Origin of the sequence: Lentzea waywayandensis (genome assembly GCF_900115955.1) — a bacterium.
Lineage (GTDB): Bacteria > Actinomycetota > Actinomycetes > Mycobacteriales > Pseudonocardiaceae > Lentzea > Lentzea waywayandensis.
Genome location: NZ_FOYL01000008.1, coordinates 33385 through 51418 on the forward strand (window position 1 = coordinate 33385; position 18034 = coordinate 51418).

Sequence of the window (18034 nt, forward strand, 5' to 3'; positions counted from 1 at the left end):
GAGCGTCGTCCCGCGCGTTGGCGAACGGGTTACAGCTTGCGCAACCCGGACAGCACGCGTTCGAGCAGCGCGATGTTCGGCTGGGCGCTCGGCTCGTGCACCGCGACCAGGTTGAGGGTGATCAGGTCGCTCAGCAGCACCCGCGTGACGCCGAGCGGGATCTTCATGAGCGCCGAGATCTCGGCGACCGACCGCGGCTGAAGGCACAGGCGCATCATCGCCGCCTGGTCGTTGGTCGCGCGGTACAGCCGGTCCTCGTCGGTGGAGAGCAGCGTCTCCAGACGCAGGTCGTGGCGGGCCGTCGTGCGGCCGCCGGTGCGGGCGTAGGGACGGATGAGCGAGCTGTCCCTGGCGGGGGCGTGGGTCGGGTCATCTTCTTGCACAGGCCACTCCGGTGGCGGTTCCGGTGGGCGTTGGCGCAACGGTTGCTGACGGGGCAGTTGTTGCGTCTCCGCGCCTTTGAAGTCTTCACTTCCGTCGGCGCGTAGCCGTCTACGGGTCGCCGGAGACCCGAAACGCGCCCCCGTGTAACCGATTTCCGTCGCTTCCTCGTCGTGCACGTGCTCAAGCTATAACGAAGTCGCCCAAATGTATGTGGATCACGTTGCCTTTTTGTCACCCAGATCGAATCTGACTTGGATTGCAGTGCCCGACGACGTCGTTTGGGTGCGCACGAGGTCCGCCAAACGGTTGACGAGCAACAGACCGCGACCGCCTGGTTCGTTTGCGTGAACGGGGGTGCGGCCGGCCAGAACATCGGTGATGTGACCGTTGTCGTTGACTTGGCAAACAATACTTTTTCGCTCGGCCCAGACGCGGACCGTGCTCTCGCCCCCGCCGTGCCGCACGCTGTTCGTCGCGAGCTCGGTGACCGCGAGCGCGAAGTCGTCGACCCGATCATGGGCCAGACCGAGCTTGACGGCCTGCTCACGGGCGAACGCCCGCACCGCCGCCATCGCCCCGGCGCCGACGGACGTGCTCGCCGCGTCCGACGGGATGGGCAACGGCATCGAGTGGGCGGCGACGACCACCCGTGCGGGGTGGAAGTGGTCGCTGGGACGGTGGCCGCTCGCGTCGATGACGACCGGGTGGGTCTTCTCGGCGTCGGCCAGGATGTCGTGGGTGAGGGTGGTGATGCTGTAGGGGCACAGGATGCTCAGGTCGCGGCCGCTGAACGCGTAGTTGACCAGCGCCTCGTGCAGCGCGCACGCCGGGTACTCGACGTCGGTGCGCAGGTCCCACACCGGCTCGCTGATGATGCGGACGGCCCCGCGGTGCCGGTCGGCGAACGCGCGGAGCTCGGGGATGATCCGGCCGGGGTTGCGGCCGGTGTCCGCCATGTCGATGAACGTCACGAGGTGCGCGAACCCGCTCAGCGCCTCTTTGAGCAGCTCCAGGTTCGTGCTGGGCACCGCCACGGCGACCGGTTCGGCGCTCGCGAGACCTTCCATGACGAACGGGACGGTCCCGTCGATGTAGGAGTCCTCATCGGAGTAGAACAGCGCCGGATGTGCGAACGTCATGTGCCACCTCTCGTCAACGTCCCAGGATGCGCACCCGGTGCGTTGCTCAAACCCATCATTTCTTGACCCTCACACCGTGTCAGCCCCTACACAGGAGCAGTCATGTTCACCATCGGAGACTTCGCCCATCTGGGGCGGGTGTCGGTGCGGATGCTGCGCCATTACGACGCGGTCGGGTTGCTCCTGCCCGCCCGCGTCGACCCGGCCACCGGCTACCGCTTCTACACCGCCGCCCAGCTGCAACGGCTCAACCGCCTGGTCGCGTTGAAGGACCTCGGTCTGACACTCGACCAGGTGCGTGTGGTGCTCGACGAAAAGCTTTCCGTCGAGCAGTTGCACGGCATGCTCTCGTTGCGGCGCGCCGAGCTGCGGCAGCAGATCCTCGCGGACGAGTCGCGGCTGCGGCGGGTCGAGGCACGTCTCCGTGCCATCGAAAGAGAAGGCGCCATGCCCATCGACGAGATCGTTGTGAAGCCCGTTCCCGCCGTCCGGGTCGCCCGGCTGACCGCGACCGCCGCCTCCTACGAGCCCGAGGACATCGGCCCGGTCATCCAGCCGCTGTACCCGCAGCTCCTCGAACGACTGGGCCGCGCGGGGGTCGCGCCGTCCGGCTACGGGATCGCCACCTACGAGCCCGCCGAGGGCGACCAGGTCGTCGTGCACGCCGGTGTGACCGTGGCCGTCGAGTCGTCGCCGGCCTACGAGTTCGAGGTCGTCGACCTGCCCGCGCTGGCCGAGGCGGCGACCGTCGTGCATCGCGGCACCATGGACGACGTCGACGCGACCTACCAGGCCGTGGCGGCGTGGATCGAGGCGAACGGGTACAAGCAGAACGGGTTCGCCCGCGAGGTGTACCTGAACTACGGCGAGGGCGACCCCGCCGACTGGGTCACGGAGATCCAGCTGGAGATCAGCAAGCCGTAGGACGGCGATCGCGGCTCAGCGATCGTCCTGGTGGATGCGCCGATGCAGCGACTCCATCCGGTCGTCCAGCTGCGCCGCGATCATCGCCGTCGACATCAGCTCGCCCACGAAGTCCGCGGGCGGGCTGTCGTCGTACTTGTAGAACAGCTTGTGCTCCAGCGTGGCCCAGAAGTCCATCGCGATGGTCCGCAGCTGCACCTCGACCTTCACGTGCTCGACCCGGTCCGACAGGAACACCGGGATCCGCACGATCAGGTGCAGGCTGCGGTAGCCGTTCGGCTTCGGCGTGGCGATGTAGTCCTTGGTGCGCAGGATCTCCACGTCGTGCTGGCGCGCGAGCATCGCCTTGACCCGGTAGACGTCCGAGACGAACGGGCAGACCACCCGCACGCCCGCGATGTCGTCGAGCCAGTCGCCGATCGCGTCGAGGTCGAGCGGGAAGCCCTTGCGCCGCAGCTTCTCCAGGATGCCTTCCGGCTTCTTCACGCGGTTGGTGATGTGTTCGATCGGGTCGTGCTGGTGGACCGAGTCGAACTCCTCGCTGAGGATGCGGAGCTTCGTCATGAGCTCCTCGATCGCGAACTTGTAGACGAGCAAACGTCGTTCGAGGTCGCGCAGCAGGCTCAGGTCGTCGGCCAGGTCGGTCACCACACCAGAGTACTGATCACTCCGGATCAGAACTGGGCGACGGCCTCGGGGGCGTACCCGTAGAAGCCGGGAAGACCACCCGTGTGGAGGAACACGACGGGCACGTCGCTGTGCGGGGCGATCTCGCGGAACTTCACCGCGGCCTTGCCGGTGTAGACCGGGTCGAGGATCACGCCCTCGGTCCGCGCGAACAGCTTCAGCACGCTCCACATCTCCGGCGTCGGCACGCCGTAACCAGGCCCGATGGTGTCGTCGGTGACGGTGACGTGGCCGAGCCTCGGGGCCGGCTGCCCGAGGAGGGTGGCGGCGTCGGTGGCGAGGGTGCGGAGCTCCTGCTCGGCGTCCTGAGCGGTGTGCGACACGCTCACGGCGTGGACGGCGCCGGGCCAGCCGAGCAGTTCGGTGCCGAGCGCGACCCCCGCCGCCGTGGCGCCGCTGCCGTCCGGCACGACGATGGTGGCGTTGTCGATGCCGCGCTCGTTGAGCTGCCCCACGAGCTCCACGGCCGCCGCGACGTAGCCGAGCGCGCCCAGCCCGTTCGAACCGCCCACGGGCAGCGTGACGGCCTTGTCGTGGTTGATCTTCTCGTACGCCCTGACGGTCTCGTCGGCGTCCGCGCAGACGTGCACGTTCGCCCCGAACATGTGGTCGAGGACGACGTTGCCGGACCTCTCGTACGCGTCGCCCTTCATGGGCACCTTGGCCGTGAGCACGAGCTCGCACCTGAGGCCGAGCTTCGCGCACGCCGCCGCCGTCTGCCTGCCGTGGTTGGTCTGCAGCGCGCCGAACGTGATGATCGTATCCGCGCCCTGCTCGATCGCCTGGCCCAGCAGGAACTCGAGTTTGCGCAGCTTGTTGCCGCCGGCGCCGAGGCCGTTGACGTCGTCGCGCTTGATCAGGACCGGCGGGCCGCCGAGCTCGGTCGCGAGCCTCGGGGCGTCCTCCAGCGGGGTCGGCCAGCTGCCCAGGGAGACTCGGGGGAACGCGCTCAGATCCATGGTTCGAGTTTACGGGCCTCGTGCTGGGAAGGTGTTTCTCCGATCCCGTGCAGGACGTGGGCGAGGACCTCGATTCCGCGCACCACGCGCGGGCCCGGCCGGTTGAAGTACGACGGTCCATCCAGGACCCACGTCTCCGGCAGCGGCTGGTCCGGGAGTTCCTGGAGCGTCCGTTCGACCGGGAAGCCGCAGGGCATCAGGAGGGCGATGTTCGGCTTGGCGTCGTGGACGGTCTGCCAGGTGATCGGCCTGGTGTGCTCGCCCTTCCCTGCGATCAGCGGGATGCCGCCTGCTGCCGCGATCTGCTCCGGAACCCAGTGGCCGGCGGGCCAGACCGGGTCGAGCCATTCGATCGCGGCCACTCGCGGGTGGGCGAGGTTCCTGGTCTGCTGCTCGATGTTCTCGATGCGGTGTCGCAGCGCGGCGATCTTGTCCGTGCTGTCGACGCCGAGGACGTCGCCCACGGTCCTCAGGCAGTCCAGCACTTCGTCCAATGTGGAGGGTTCGAGGCTGAGCACTTTCGGGCCCACGTCCATCATCCGGACCGTGTCGGTGACCTTGCGGTACGAGATCGCGCAGACGTCGCAGAGGTCCTGGGTGAGGATCACGTCCGGCTCGAGGTCGTTCAGGAGGTCCGCGTCGAGTCCGTACAGCGACGACCCGTGGTGGACGGTCGAGTTGATCTCCCTGCTGCTCAGGGTGTTCTGGTCGATCCCGGTGCTCGTGACGACCGGGACGCCCTCGACCTCGGCCGGCCAGTCGCACTCGTGGGTGCGTCCTACCAAGTGCTCGACGAGTCCCAGTTCGGCGATTACGTCGGTGGCCGCGGGCAGCAGCGAGACGATCCGCATCAGACCTCCCGGCCGAACTCGGCGTACCGGGTGGAACCGCTCTCAAGAGCGGCCAGAGCAAGGGTGAGCCGCCGGTGCAGTGACGGGTAGATGCGGTGCCGTGCCTCGTCCAGCGTCAGGTACGACACGCCCTCCAGCTCGGGATCGCAGGCCACCGCGTCGTCCACGACGCCGCCGTCGAACACGAACTGGTGGCAGTCGCGCCAGACCCCGTTGCGCGGCGTCCAGTCCACCACCAGCAACGGCCCGAGCGTCAGCGACAGACCGAGCTCCTCGCGGATCTCCCGCAGCGCCGCCGCCTTCGGGGACTCGTCCTCCTCGGTCATGCCGCCGGGGATGTCCAGCACCGCCTTGTACGTCGGCACGACGAACAGCACGCGTCCGGTGGAATCGCGGATCAGCGCGCCGCCCGCGCACGTCTTGGTGGGGCGCCTGGACGCCACTCCTGGCACGTATTCCAGCTCGGCCGGACCCTCGTCGAGAACATCGGCGGCGAATGAGGCGGGATCCCCCGCGTGCAGTGCGGACACGAGCTGATGATCACACCACCGGGTGAATCACGCACGTGCTGTGCAGCGGTTTCGCGCCGGTCCGCGGATGCCCGGAAGATGACGGTCTGCAACCAAACGACCGAGGAGTACGCTTGGGCCTGTAACTCCGTGCGATCAATCGCCGATGTCCACGGCAACATCGGTGGAGGTGACGCCAATGGGGGCAACCGGTGCCGCCAAGCGCAGACACGAGAGCAGTTCGGCCCCGTGGTCGGTGGTCGGACTGACCGTCGTGTTCGTCGTGGTGGCCCAGGTCCAGTTCGCCATCGCGGTCGCGGAATCGGTCTGGTGGCCGGCCGTGCTCGGGATGTTGCTGCTGGTCGCGGCAGTCGTGTTCGTGAAGACGGCGCGCAGGCTGCGTTGGGAAGACAGCGACTCGTACGAGGCGCCGCCCGAGGTGGCCCAGCCGCTTCCGGCGCAGTACGAGAGCCACGTCGACGCCGACGGAAGCCTGGCACGCGCGGTCGGCGAAGTCGTCCACGCGTCCCGGCGCTGGAGGGCCTGACCGCTGCACGGTGAGGAGGCCGGGCCACGGGTGGCCCGGTCATTTCGCCGTTTCGCCGACCAGAATGGCATCATGCCGACCTCTGCCGAGTGGCTCGAAGTGCGCGCCCATCTGCTCGAACACCGCCACGCGCTGGCCCTGAAGGCGGTCTCGGAGTACCCGGACGTGCCCAGGGTCGCCGGGACGCCGCTGCTCACGTCGCCGGACTGGATGGCGGCCGCGCCGATCCCGCTGGCCGATCTCTCACTGGAACTCGGGGCATCCGCCGAACTGCCCGAGGTGCCGGCCTCCCAGCTGCCGGACGGCTTCGGCAGCTACTCGGCGGCGATGGCCGCGCTCGCGGCGCCTGCGGTGTTCCAGAACCGCGAGACCTACCGGTTGCTCGACTTCTCCGGCCGGCACCTGACGTTCGGCCTCGGCACCTACTTCGACGGCATCGACGTCGGCGAGGCCTGCGCCCACGAGTACGCGGCGCGCGAGCTGGGCCGGATCGGCTCGCTGCCTTCGCGTTCGGAGGTCGGTGATCCGTGCGATCCCCGGCGCCGTCCGATCAACGTCGCGATCAGCACTCTCACGCTGCGGCACGACTCGGCGTCCGGAGAGGCGACGTTCTTCCTGCACTGGCGTGACCCGAAGCGCGTAGGACATGCGGGCGGCATGTTCCAGGTGCTGCCGGTCGGTGTGTTCCAGGGCTCGACCGAGGCCGACTTCTCGTTGTGGCACTGCATGATCCGCGAGTTCGCCGAGGAGATGCTGGGCGCTGAGGAGATCCACTCGGTGGACTACGCGGCCTGGCCGTTCGCGCGGCGGCTGACGGCGGCGGCTCGGGTGTTCTACCTCGGTATGGGGGTGGACCCGCTGACGTTCGCCACCGACGTGCTGACGGTCGCGGTGATCGAGGCGGGGGAGTTCGACGAGTTGTTCGGCGATCTGGTGTCGCACAACGAAGAGGGCGAGGTTCTGCGTGGGCTGCCGTTCACCGCCGAGAACGTCGAGCGCTTCGTTCACCACGAACCGACGCAGGCGGCCGGTGCCGCGTTGTTGTCGCTGGCGTGGCAGCACCGTGCGGAGTTGCTCAAGGCCTGAACGGGTTCGGCAGGAAGGCCCAGGCCGTCGTGTCCGGGGCGAGCCGCATCAACGTGAGCGGTTTGGCCGGCCACGGGTCGTGCAACAACGCGTGGCGGTCCGGCGTGTCCGGGACGGCCTTCGCCACCACGTCCCACAGGTCGGCGTCCGGGGCGTCGAGGGCTCCGACCAACCCGGTCAGCGCGGTCGCGAAGAACGTCGCGAACGTCTTGGCGCGCAAGGCTTCCGGGCCCGCGTGCAGTCTGGTCGGCAGGCCGGCGCGCGGGCTGACGCGGATGTCGGCCAGGTCGCGGTAGATCACCCGGCGCGGCCTGCCGTTCACCAGGCCCACCAGCAGGTTCTGCTCGTGCGCCTCCAGCGCCACGCCGCGCGCCAGCAGCGTCATCAGCGGCGGCACGGTCAGTTCGGCGAACTCCGCGAGCCACTCGATCGGGTCAGGGATCCGCCAGGTGCTCAGCGCGGCCAGCGGCAGCAGGGTCTCGCCCTCGTGTGGCACGGGTTTGTCGCGCAGGATCACGCCCAGCCGGCGGTCCGGTTCGCCGTCGGTCAGCACGGCGGCCGAAGCCCGGTTCTGCTGCAGTTCGATGCCCTCCACCGCGGAACTCAGGAAGTCGGAGACCGTCGTCGCGGTCGCGATCGAGCCGCCGGAGATGTCCCGCACGGCCGACGTGATCTGGGCGCTCAGCGTCGTCTTGACGTGCCAGGAACCGGTCGAGAGGGTGCGCAGCGCCATCAGCGGGCTCGCGTCCAGAGCGCCCTCGGTGGGGACCTTCAACCGGTCCGCCTGCCACGGGTGCACCGGGAGGAGGATCCGCTCGCCGTCGCGAAGCTCGTCCGGCCAGTCGCCGAACACCACGTGACTCGGCGCGGAGTGCAGCCGCAGTGCCACGATCGGGCGGTGCTCGGGGCCGTACGCGAGGTGGTCCTGGGCGGTGAACCCGGTGCGGTTGCGGCAGCACGGGTGCAGCGGATGGCCGTCGACGACGCTCTGCTCGTGCTCCTCCAGCGACCTGCTCAGGAACGGAGTCGTGAGCGGGCTCGTTGTGCGGGACAGAGCCAGTCCGGCGACGCTGTGGGCGACCTCCGTGATCAGGCTCTCAGAGCCGGGCCAGCGCAGTGCGGTGAGGAGGCCGACCGGGTGGACGTACTCGGCCGGATCAACGCTGACCTGCGGCAACGGCTCGATCGCGAAGGCCCGGCGCAGGCGCGCGAGGATCGCCGCACGGGCTCCCGGCAGCGCCGCGATGAACCTCTCGGCGCGTGTTTCGTCCAGCGCTGCGGCGAAGTCGGACTCGACCGGTGTCTGCGTCAGAATGATCTGATCCTGACACATCGCGACAGGGAAGCGGACACCGGTGGAAGCCAGCACTGACCCCGACGCCGTCACCACGACGGCCCTGCTGAACTGCCTGCGCCGCGAGGTGGGGGAGTGGGCGAACGGCACGATCCGCCTGCCCCGCACCGGCGTCCTGCTGCGGGTGCGGGAGGGGCGCTGGCTGTCGGACCCCGAGGTGTTCACCGGGTCGTGGCAGCCGTTGTCGTGGCACGAACTCGCGGTGCTCATCACGAAGGAGCTCGGCGACCCGCCGGTCGGTTTCCTGGACGAGATCGCGGGCTCGCGGTCGGCCATCGCCGCCGTCCTCGACGCCCGCGCCGCGCCGCCGGCCGACCTCTACCGGCGTTCCGAGCAGGCGTTGATCGCCGGCCACCGCTACCACCCCGCGCCGAAGGGTCGCGGCGGCCTGCCCGCCTCGGAGTGGCTGCCCTACTCGCCCGAGGTGCACGCGAGCTTTTCGCTGGCGCACCTGGAAGGCGAGTTCGTCGACGACGGCGAGGTGCCGCTGCCCGCCGGTGTGCTGCCCGCGCATCCGTGGCAACTCTCCTTGCTGGGCCTCACGGGTGCCGTGGCGGAGCACGAGGTGTGGCCGACGTCGTCGGTGCGCACGGTCTACGACCCGGCCGCGGACCTGTTCTACAAGTTCAGCCTGGACGTGCAGATCACCAACGACGTGCGGCGGTTGTGGGAGCACGACCTGCGCTGGATCCCGCCGCTCGGGCGCCTGCTGAGACCGGTGTTCGCGGATATCGCGTCGGACTTCCCCGGTGCGGCCTTCCTGATCGACCGCGGTTACCGGACCTCGCCGGACTCGTTCGAGGGGCTGGCGGTCGTGGTGCGCGACGGCCTCCGGCAGCACGTTCTTCCGGGCGTGACCCCGTTGCTGGCGGCCGGAATCAGCGAGGGATTCGAGGGAAACCCGTTGGACGGCCTGGATTCCGATGCCGCGCTGCGCTGGTTCCGGCAGTACGTCTCGGTCGTCGTTCCTCCGGTGCTGCACGCGTTCTTCGCGCACGGCATCGTGATGGAGTGCCACCTGCAGAACGTTCTGGTGGGCGTGGACTCCGCGGGCATGCCGGTGCAGGCGATCTACCGCGACCCCGAGGGCATGCGGCTGCTGCCCCGGCACGCGGAGCTTCTGTCCTCAATGGATGGACTGGAGGGGTCGCGGGGAGTCTCCGAGGCGAAGGGCTGGGAGCGGCTCCAGTACTGCCTGATCGTCAACCACCTGATCGAGATCGCCGGCGCGGTGCTGGTCCGGCACCCCGGGCTCGACGTGTGGACCGAGGCACGGTCTGTTTTCGTTGCGTATGCAAGAGATCACGGATGTGAACAGGTCATGTCGTTGCTGGAGAACCGGTTCGTGCCCGCGAAGGCGAACCTGCTGCTGCGCTGGACGCGCGCGGAGGGTGCGGCGAGCCGGTACGTCGACTGCCCCAACCCGTTGTACCGGAACTAGCTCCTTTCGTTGACACCGTTTTCATCGCGCCCATACGTTCAGTGGCATGACACGTCTGCCGGCGTTGCTCCTGCCTCTGCTTCTGCTCTCCGCGATGTTCGTCGGCACACCAGCGGCTTCGGCTTACGTGCCACCGGTGACACGCGCGCAGGTGAGTCTCGACGCGGGCTGGCGGTTCCTGCGCGCGGACGCCGCCGGGGCCGAGGCATCGGGTTTCAACGACTCGGCGTGGTCGCAGGTCAGCGTCCCGCACACGTGGAACGCCACCGACGGCCAGGACGGCGGGTCGAACTACTACCGGGGAATCGGCTGGTACCGCAAGCACTTCACGCCGTCCACGACGCTGGCGGGCCGCCGGCTGTGGTTGCGGTTCGACGGCGTGAACCAGGTCGCGGACGTGTGGGTCAACGGCGTGAAGCTGGGCCAGCACCGCGGCGGCTTCGCCGGGTTCCGGTTCGACGCGACCGCCGCGCTGAAACTGGGGCAGGACAACGTGATCGCGGTCAAGGCGGACAACGCCGCGAAGGCCGACATCGCCCCGATCTCCGCGGACTTCACGTTCTTCGGCGGCATCTACCGGACCGTCTCGCTGACCGCGCTGGACCTGCTCGCCGCGCGCATGGGCGACTCCGGCGGCCCCGGTGTCTATCTGCGGCAACGGTCTCTGAGTGACGCGTCCGCGAGCGTCGAGGTGACCACGAAGGCCTGGAACAACCGCGCTTCCGCGGCACGGGTCAAGATCCGCACGGTCGTCGCCGACCACGCCGGCGTCATCGTCGGCGAGACGACGTCCGCGACCCGTTCGGTCAACGCCGCCACCGGTTTCGACACCGTGCAGACGGTCACGATCGCGCGCCCGCACCGGTGGAACGGCAAGGCTGACCCGTACCTGTACCGCGCCAGCGTGGAGATCATCGACGCCGACACGAACGCGGTGAAGGACGTCGTCACCGAACCGCTCGGCCTGCGCACCACCGCCGTCGACGCCAGCACCGGATTCTCGTTGAACGGCAGGCCCTTGCGCCTCAACGGCGTGAATGCCCACCAGGACCGGCTGAACGCCGGCTGGGCGGTGACGCCCGCGCACCAGCGCCAGGACTTCGACCTGATGGACGAGATGGGCGTCAACGCGTTGCGCACCGCCCACTACCAGCAGGCCGAGCAGATCTACGACCTCGCCGACGAACGTGGTTACGTGGTGTGGACGGAGATCCCGCTGGTCAACGAGATCACCGACAGCGCGGCGTTCCGCGCGAACGCCCAGCAGCAGCTGCTGGAGATGATCCGGCAGAACTTCAACCACCCGTCCATCGCGTTCTGGGGCATCGGCAACGAGCAGAAGACCAGCAACACGGCCACCAACACCCTGCTGCGCGACCTCGCCGCCGCCGTCCGGGCCGAGGACTCCGGCCGGCACTCGACCTACGCGAGCCACATCGGCGACCTCGACCCGGTGTCGAGCCACGCGGAGTTGGCTGCCTACAACAAGTACTTCGGCTGGTACGACACCAGCAGCACCGGCCCCGGCGGCTGGGCGGACCGCCTGCACGCCCGCGACCCGGCCCGCAGGATCGCGCTGAGCGAGTACGGAGCCGGCGGCAGCATCGCGCAGCACGAGGAGAACCCTCGCCCGCCCGTGACGACCTCGCGATGGCACCCGGAGGAGTACCAGACCCTCGTGCACGAGAACCACTGGGCGGACATCAAGACGCGCTCGTACCTGTGGGGCACGTTCGTCTGGAACATGTTCGACTTCGCCGTCGACAGCCGCTCCGAGGGCGACACCCTGGGACGCAACGACAAGGGCCTGGTCACCTACGACCGCGCCACCCGGAAGGACTCCTTCTACCTGTACAAGGCGAACTGGACGAACACCCCGTTCGTGCACCTGAACAGCGCCCGCTGGACCCAGCGCACCGCCGCCGCCACCACCGTGCGCGCCTACGGCACGACGGACACCGTGCAGCTGACGTTGAACGGCGTGGCCGTCGGTGGTCCGAAGCCGCCCGCTTCGGACCACATCTACACCTGGCCTATCTCCCTGCGGCCGGGCGCCAACACGGTGACGATCACCGGCACGCGCGACGGACGCACTTACACCGACACGGCGACCTGGACGCTCACTTCCGCGTGAGTGTTCTGGGGCGCTGGGGTGTCGCGTCTGCCGGGAGAAGTGAGCGCGGGAGCGGTGGACCTGGAGCCGCCCCCGGCAGCGGTGCGTCCTGGTGGCGCCGGCGATCGCGCACCGGTCCGGCGGGTACGTCCTGACCGGTGACGCCATCGACCTGCCGCGGTGCCACAACCCCGGGCCCTGGCATCACAGGAGCCGCTTGATCTCTCCCCTCGCGCGGTAGAAGCCGCCGCTCGCCGAAGTGTGGATCTCGGTCACCAGGTAACGCGCGCCGGGGACGCGGATGTCCTTCGGGAACTGCACGGCGCGAGTGCGGTCGTATCCGTCGGAGATCACGTGCACGCGCAGCCGCCCGCCGTCCTGCACGCACTCCACGACGATGCCACCCGCCGGAACCGCGCCGGCCACGACGGTCTCCACCGCGGCGGTCGCCTCGACGCGCTGCCAGTGGTCGGCCTTGATGTCGCTGCGCTGCGGCAGTTCTCCTTGTTCGGCAGCGTGGATCGCCGCCGGGCTGGCGTCGATGCACGCCAGCGAACCGTCCGTCGTGACGATGTACAGGCGCTCGTCGCGGTACTGCATGGAGTACGCGGAACCGCAGCCCGTGCCGAGCTTCCACAACCGCGTGCCGTCCGCCGCGAAGCAGTACACCGACGAGTGGTTGTCGCCCGCGAACACGTAGTCGCCGCCCGGCGAGGTGGCGCACGAGAAAACCGCTGCGTCACAACGGTAACGCGCCTTCTCGGCGCCATTGGAGCGAGCTAACCGGTGCACGTACCCGCGACTGGTGCCCGCGAACACCTCGGCCGGCTCCTGCCAGCCGAACAGCACGGCGCCCACCGTCTCGGCGTGCCACACGGGATCGCCGCTGCGCGCCGCGTAGTGCGTGACGCCGCGAGAATGCCCGTGGAACACCCCTTCCGGCGCACACCGCACCATCCACGCGCTGTCGCCCGTGCTGCGCCGCGACCACTGGAACTCGTCCTCGTGGTCGACGATCGTGATGCCGCCCTGCCGGTCCGACACGCCGAGCACGCCGTCGTCGATGTCGAGCCAGTAGATGTCGACGTCGTTGGCGATCTCGTACGCCACGCGCGGAACCTTGCCGCCCAGGTCGTACACGCGGCCGTCGTCGCAGCCCGCGTAGATCCAGAAGTCGTCGGCGACGATGCACTTCACGCCGTCCGGCAGCCCGTACCGCCCGGTCACCTGGCCGTCGTGCGCGAGCGTGAAGACGTCACCGCGCTCGTTGCCGACCCACGCCTCGTCCTCGCCGATGAAGATGCCGAACGCCGGCGCGCCGGAGTGAAAGCGCCACAGCACAGGAGCCTGCCGGGCACTCGACTGCACGCTCGTGATCTCGCGCCGGGTGATCGCCCGCCGCGCCCGCTGCCCCTTGACCGCGGGCGCGTACCCCTTGCGCACCTTCTCGCCGATCTTCTTCTCCGCGGCGACCACCGCCTTGGCCGCATCGGCGAACGTCGACTCGCGAGTGGACCCGCGTTCACCGATGCGGCCGAACGTGATGGTGACCGTCGTGCCGTCGACGACCACCTCGTAGAACTTGTGCGCACTTCCGCCGGACTCCGACAGCTCCAGGTACGTGGTGGCAGCGGCCACGGTCTTTCCCCCTCGCGTTGATCAGCTGAAACGACCGTAGCAAGGGGGTCCGACAATTCCGGCGACCGCGGTGATCAGCCGACGCGGCAGGAGACGCTCGGCCAGTTCCAGTTGCCGCCGTGCTGGATGGTGAAGCCGAACGTGTTGCCGTTGCCGTTGGGGCGCGCGGTCATCACGTTGGCCGAGTCCCAGGTGGCGCTGGTGTTCCAGGTGGCGATGATCCGCTGCGGCGAGCTCACGGTGACCGTGACGATCCAGTTGTCCGTGCCCGAGACGGTGACGTTGCCGTTGAAGCGGTCACTCCACTTCTCGCCCTCGGAGTACGTCGCCGTGCAGCCCCCGCCGCCGGGGTTGGACGACGTGGTGGTGCTCGTCGGTCCGGGGTTCGTGCCGCTGTTCAGGACGTTGAGGACCGAGGTGTAGGCGGCCTTCTTGTTGCCGCTGCCGTCGAACAGCAGCGGAGTGCCGGAAGCGCGCCAGGAGTCGGTGTCGCGGATGCCCCACACGGTGATGCCGGTGCACCGCGCGACGGCCAGACAGGCCTGGGTGACTCCTTGGTACTGCTGGGCCTGCGTGCTGCCGGAGCCTTCGATGTCCAGCTCGGTGATCTGGACGTCCACGCCGAGGGCGGCGAAGTTCTGCAGGGTGGTGTGGTAGTTGGACGGCACCGGGTTGCCGCTGTTGAAGTGCGCCTGGAAACCGACGCAGTCGATCGGGACGCCACGGGACTTGAAGTCCTGCACCATCCGGTAGACGCCCTGGGTCTTGGCGTGCGACCAGTTGTCGGTGTTGTAGTCGTTGTAACAGAGCTTTGCGCCGGGGTCGGCCGAACGGGCCGCGCGGAACGCCGCCTCGATCCAGTCGTTGCCGGTGCGCTGGAGGTTGGAGTCACGGCGGCCGCCGCTGCTGCCGTCGGCGAAGGCCTCGTTCACGACGTCCCAGGCGTAGATCTTGCCGCGGTAGTAGGTCGCGACCTGCGTGACGTGGTTCAGCATCGCGTTGCGCAGCGACGAGCCGGACATGTTCTGCATCCAGCCGGGCTGCTGCGAGTGCCACGCCAGCGCGTGCCCGCGGACTCGCTTGCCCTGGTTGCGGGCCTGGTTCACGATCCGGTCGGCGTTGCCGTAGCTGAACTGGCCCTGGTTGGGCTCGGTCGCGTCCATCTTCATCTCGTTCTCGGCCGTGACCATGTCGAACTCGCGGTTCAGGATCCCGGTGTAGGTCGAGTCGCCCAGTTTGCCCGCGGCCACCGCGGTGCCGAAGTAGCGGCCGCTCTGCTGGGCGGCCGCGCCCAACGTGGAGGCGGCGCCACTGGCGGGCGACGCTCCGATGATCGCGGCACCCGCGACGGCGGTGAGAAGGGCTGACACGAGAGTGACCCGTGCGACTGACTTCGCTGTCAGCGTCATTTTCGGCGCTTTCTGAGAAGCACCCGCGAAAGGCGGGTGGAGTGGATCGGTCGACACACCGTTCGGTGCGAGCGGCAGGGATCGCGCCAAATCTCCATGCCGCCCGAACGAACTTCCCGCAGTGTCGACCGGACCGGTTCGACGGATCAAGAGCCGTCGAATCCGTTGAATCAGGTGTCGAATTCGTCGAACGTCCAGGTGAATGCCCCGCCCGGCACGCGCCGAAGGGCGGCAAAACGGCAAAGTTTCGAAACCGCCGTCGACCTCAGTTCACGGGACAGGGCGAGAACAACCTGCGGGTGCCGGGACCGGTGTAGGCCGCGCGATCGGAGAACCGGCAGCCGAACGCGGGCGCGGCGACCGCGTCACGATCGCCGATCGCGTCACCGGCGGGCTTCGTGCCGCGGTCGGTCCACCTCACGAGGTCGTCCCACGCCGCACCCGCCTCCGCCGGCGAGAACTCGCAGTGGTCCACCGTGCGGATCGCCCGCTGCACCACCAACTTCGACTGGCCGTTGCGGGCGACGTCGGCCCGGTAGTCCTGTTCCATCGAGAACGGCACGAAGAGGTCACCCAGCCCGTGCAGCGAGAGCACCGGAACCCGTGGCTTACCCGCGATCCGGGGCACCTCGGTGAGCGCGGGGGACAGACGGGTCCGCCAGTCGCGCGGCGCCACCCGCCGCACCTCGCGGTTGAGGTCGACCGGGGTGTTCGGCTGGTAGTGGGTGCCGAGGTTGGTCGCCAACCGGCCGGGGTCGAGCGGGAGCGGCGCGCTGTCGTTGGGCGGCGCGGCGAGGCTGAACAGGAAGTCCTTCCAGTACGCGAAAGCGGGGGTCGAGCCAGGACGCGGTCCGCCGCTGAGCTCGACGACGTTCGCGCGGAACTGGGCGCCCCGGTCCGTCACGGTGTCCGGGCCGCCGGGCAGGAGTCCGTTCAGCCCCAGCTTCTCCTGGATGCGCGGCACCACGGCCGTCTGGTAGTCGGCCGGGATCGGGTAGGCGCGGATCCCGGCGAGCGCCTGCGCCGTCAGCTGGTGGTCGAGGAAGAAGTCGAACAACTCGTGATCGCCGAGCACGCCGCACATCGGCAGCGCGCCGTCGTAGAAGCCGGGGTACTGCTCCAGCGAACGGCCGATGACGTGCCCGCCCATCGACACCCCTGCGACGAACACCTGCTTCGGCCTGGCGACCAGCGTGCCGAAGTGCTGTGCCAGGTCGTGCGTCGCCGAGACACCGGCACGGACGTCGTACCCGTTGCTGTAGTAGGAGGACGCGGCCCAGGCGTAGCCCTGGCCGAGCATCCGGGTGCGCAGGCCGTACGCCGGTGGGTCCACGGTGAGGACGGTGCCGGTGCCGCGGTAGCCGTGCGCCCACATGGCCAACCGGCCGTTCCACTTCGCGGGCACCTCGACGACGTACGCGGAATGCCGGTGGACGCCCTGCAACACCCTCGTCGGCCGCCCGTCGATCACCTCGGGCGCCAGTGGAGGGTTGACGATGGTGTAACCGGGCAACGGCTGGTCACCGGGAACGTGCAGGGGATCGGCCACTGCGGGCGCACCACCTGCGACGAGCACGAGTCCCAGCAACGACACCACGAGCCGTGCTCGCATGCGACACCTCCGTTGGCGTACTCCGCCGGATCATTGCACCCCGGCGGAGTCGCCCCGGCCACCCCTCAACGGCCCAATGAGGCCCCGGCAGCAGCTTCCTGCGGCAAGCGGCCGAGCTCCGCCGTTGGACGCTTGTACGTCTCACGTCCCGTCGCGATCGCGGTCGCACTGACCGCGCACACCGCCGCGGTGAAGATCGCGACCCCGATCCAGTCGTCACGCCCGGCGCCGATGGCCGCCACCACGCTCGGCGCGAAGCCCGCGATGGCGAAGCCGATCTGCGTGCCGATCGCCATCCCGGAGAGCCTCACCTCGGTGCTGAACATCTCGCCGTACAGGGACGGCCAGATGCCGTTGATCGCGGAGTAGCACACGCCGAACAGCAGGATGCCGAGCGCGAACACCAGCCCGTACGCGCCGATGGAGATCGACCACAGGTACGGGAAGATCAGGATCGCGCACGCGCCGCAGCCCGCGAGGAACACGGGTTTGCGGCCGATCCTGTCCGAAAGCCCTGCCAGCAACGGGATCGCGGCCAGCGCGACGACGTTGGCCAGCACGCCGACCCACAGCATCGGCGTGCGTGCCAGGCCGATCGTGTTCACCGCGTAGCTCAGGGCGTAGACGGTGAAGATCGTGCTGACCGACGCGATGGTGGCCGCGAGGACGACCCGCAGGACGTCGGCCCAGTGCGTCCGGAACAACACCGCGACCGGCAGCTTGGCCGCCTTGGTGCGCTTGAACGCCGCGGTCTCGTCGATCTTGCGGCGGATGATGAGACCGACCACCACGACGATCGCGCTGCACCAGAACGGCACGCGCCAGCCCCACGTCAGCAGGTCCTCCTGGGGAAGTGCCGCCACCGGCAGGAAGATCGCTGTGGCGAGGATCTGCCCTGCCTGCGTGCCGCTCAGCGTGAAGCTGGTGAAGTACGCCCGGCGGTGATCCGGGGCGTGCTCCAGCGACATCGAGTTCGCGCCCGCCTGCTCGCCCGAGGCCGAAAGTCCTTGCAGCAGGCGGAGAAAGACGAGCAGGACCGGTGCGAGGACACCTGCTGTGGCATAGGTCGGCAGGCAGCCGACGGCGAACGTGGCCACGCCCATCAGCAGCAGCGTGAAGACGAGGACCTTCTTGCGGCCGAAGCGATCCCCGACGTGGCCGAGGATGAACGCGCCGAGCGGCCTGGCGAGGTAGCCCACGCCGAACGTGCCGAGCGCGAGCAGGGTGCCCGTCGCCGGATCGGCGGCGGGGAAGAAGACCTTGTTGAAGACCAGCGCGGCGGCGGTGCCGTAGATGAAGAAGTCGTAGTACTCGAGGGCGCTGCCGATCCAGGCTGCCAGCGCAGTCTTGCGGGCCATCGATGTGGTCACGGCGTACTCCC

The 18034-nt window shown here is 69.0% G+C and carries 16 protein-coding genes; 5 read left to right on the forward strand and 11 right to left on the reverse strand.

What is annotated here, in order from left to right; genetic code table 11:
- Window positions 1-29: 29 nt before the first annotated feature.
- Both BM417_RS28055 and BM417_RS28060 read right to left on the reverse strand, forming a co-directional pair.
- Window positions 30-383, reverse strand: coding sequence for a DUF742 domain-containing protein (locus BM417_RS28055; RefSeq protein ID WP_177320640.1), 354 nt, complete (start codon window positions 381-383; stop codon window positions 30-32).
- Window positions 384-599: 216 nt separating this feature from the next.
- Window positions 600-1523 carry an anti-sigma factor RsbA family regulatory protein gene (locus BM417_RS28060; RefSeq protein ID WP_093600826.1) on the reverse strand — a complete coding sequence of 308 codons (924 nt, stop codon included), beginning with the start codon at window positions 1521-1523 and terminating at the stop codon, window positions 600-602.
- A gap of 102 nt (window positions 1524-1625) precedes the next feature.
- On the opposite strand from BM417_RS28060, the gene BM417_RS28065 reads away from it, so the two are divergent.
- Window positions 1626-2447: a MerR family transcriptional regulator gene (locus tag BM417_RS28065; protein WP_093600828.1), complete on the forward strand. Its 822-nt coding sequence runs from the start codon at window positions 1626-1628 to the stop codon at window positions 2445-2447.
- 15 nt (window positions 2448-2462) lie between these two features.
- On the opposite strand, the gene BM417_RS28070 is transcribed toward BM417_RS28065, so the two are convergent.
- The 4 genes from BM417_RS28070 to BM417_RS28085 are packed head-to-tail and all read right to left on the reverse strand — an operon-like array spanning window position 2463 to window position 5474.
- Window positions 2463-3098, reverse strand: a complete 636-nt coding sequence (locus BM417_RS28070) for a GTP pyrophosphokinase (RefSeq protein WP_245822210.1) — start codon at window positions 3096-3098, stop codon at window positions 2463-2465.
- A gap of 23 nt (window positions 3099-3121) precedes the next feature.
- Window positions 3122-4093 (reverse strand): D-cysteine desulfhydrase family protein, encoded by a 972-nt coding sequence (locus tag BM417_RS28075; protein WP_093600830.1) that lies wholly within the window; start codon window positions 4091-4093, stop codon window positions 3122-3124.
- Entirely contained in the window at window positions 4084-4944 is an 861-nt protein-coding gene (locus BM417_RS28080; protein ID WP_093600832.1) for a cobalamin-binding protein, read from the reverse strand. Before BM417_RS28080 ends, BM417_RS28075 begins: the two co-directional genes overlap by 10 nt.
- On the reverse strand, window positions 4944-5474 hold the full coding sequence (locus tag BM417_RS28085) for an NUDIX domain-containing protein (RefSeq protein WP_093600834.1): 531 nt from the start codon (window positions 5472-5474) through the stop codon (window positions 4944-4946). Before BM417_RS28085 ends, BM417_RS28080 begins: the two co-directional genes overlap by 1 nt.
- Before the next feature lie 178 nt (window positions 5475-5652).
- Here BM417_RS28085 and BM417_RS28090 point away from each other — a divergent pair, with 178 nt between their 5' ends.
- Both BM417_RS28090 and BM417_RS28095 read left to right on the forward strand, forming a co-directional pair.
- Window positions 5653-6000, forward strand: coding sequence for a hypothetical protein (locus BM417_RS28090; RefSeq protein WP_093600836.1), 348 nt, complete (start codon window positions 5653-5655; stop codon window positions 5998-6000).
- 72 nt (window positions 6001-6072) lie between these two features.
- Window positions 6073-7086 carry a hypothetical protein gene (locus tag BM417_RS28095; RefSeq protein ID WP_093600838.1) on the forward strand — a complete coding sequence of 338 codons (1014 nt, stop codon included), beginning with the start codon at window positions 6073-6075 and terminating at the stop codon, window positions 7084-7086.
- On the opposite strand, the gene BM417_RS28100 is transcribed toward BM417_RS28095, so the two are convergent.
- Window positions 7076-8419, reverse strand: a complete 1344-nt coding sequence (locus tag BM417_RS28100; protein ID WP_093600840.1) for an IucA/IucC family protein — start codon at window positions 8417-8419, stop codon at window positions 7076-7078. The genes BM417_RS28095 and BM417_RS28100 overlap by 11 nt on opposite strands.
- Before the next feature lie 22 nt (window positions 8420-8441).
- Between BM417_RS28100 and BM417_RS28105 the strand changes: the two genes are divergently transcribed.
- Window positions 8442-9881 (forward strand): IucA/IucC family protein, encoded by a 1440-nt coding sequence (locus tag BM417_RS28105; RefSeq protein ID WP_093600842.1) that lies wholly within the window; start codon window positions 8442-8444, stop codon window positions 9879-9881.
- 46 nt (window positions 9882-9927) lie between these two features.
- A complete protein-coding gene (locus BM417_RS28110; RefSeq protein WP_177320641.1) occupies window positions 9928-12015 on the forward strand; it encodes a glycoside hydrolase family 2 protein in 2088 nt (695 codons plus the stop codon).
- A 183-nt stretch (window positions 12016-12198) separates the two neighbouring features.
- Here BM417_RS28110 and BM417_RS28115 read toward each other — a convergent pair whose 3' ends face one another.
- From BM417_RS28115 to BM417_RS28130, 4 genes are all read right to left on the reverse strand, one after another.
- Complete coding sequence (locus BM417_RS28115; RefSeq protein WP_093600844.1) at window positions 12199-13632, reverse strand: WGR domain-containing protein; 1434 nt, start codon at window positions 13630-13632, stop codon at window positions 12199-12201.
- A gap of 74 nt (window positions 13633-13706) precedes the next feature.
- The gene (locus BM417_RS28120) at window positions 13707-15041 is read right to left on the reverse strand and encodes an endo-1,4-beta-xylanase (protein WP_093600846.1); all 1335 of its coding nucleotides are present in this window, start codon (window positions 15039-15041) and stop codon (window positions 13707-13709) included.
- A gap of 265 nt (window positions 15042-15306) precedes the next feature.
- Window positions 15307-16653, reverse strand: a complete 1347-nt coding sequence (locus tag BM417_RS28125) for a hypothetical protein (RefSeq protein WP_093600848.1) — start codon at window positions 16651-16653, stop codon at window positions 15307-15309.
- Window positions 16654-16718: 65 nt separating this feature from the next.
- Complete coding sequence (locus BM417_RS28130) at window positions 16719-18023, reverse strand: MFS transporter (protein WP_093600850.1); 1305 nt, start codon at window positions 18021-18023, stop codon at window positions 16719-16721.
- Window positions 18024-18034 lie beyond the last annotated feature (11 nt).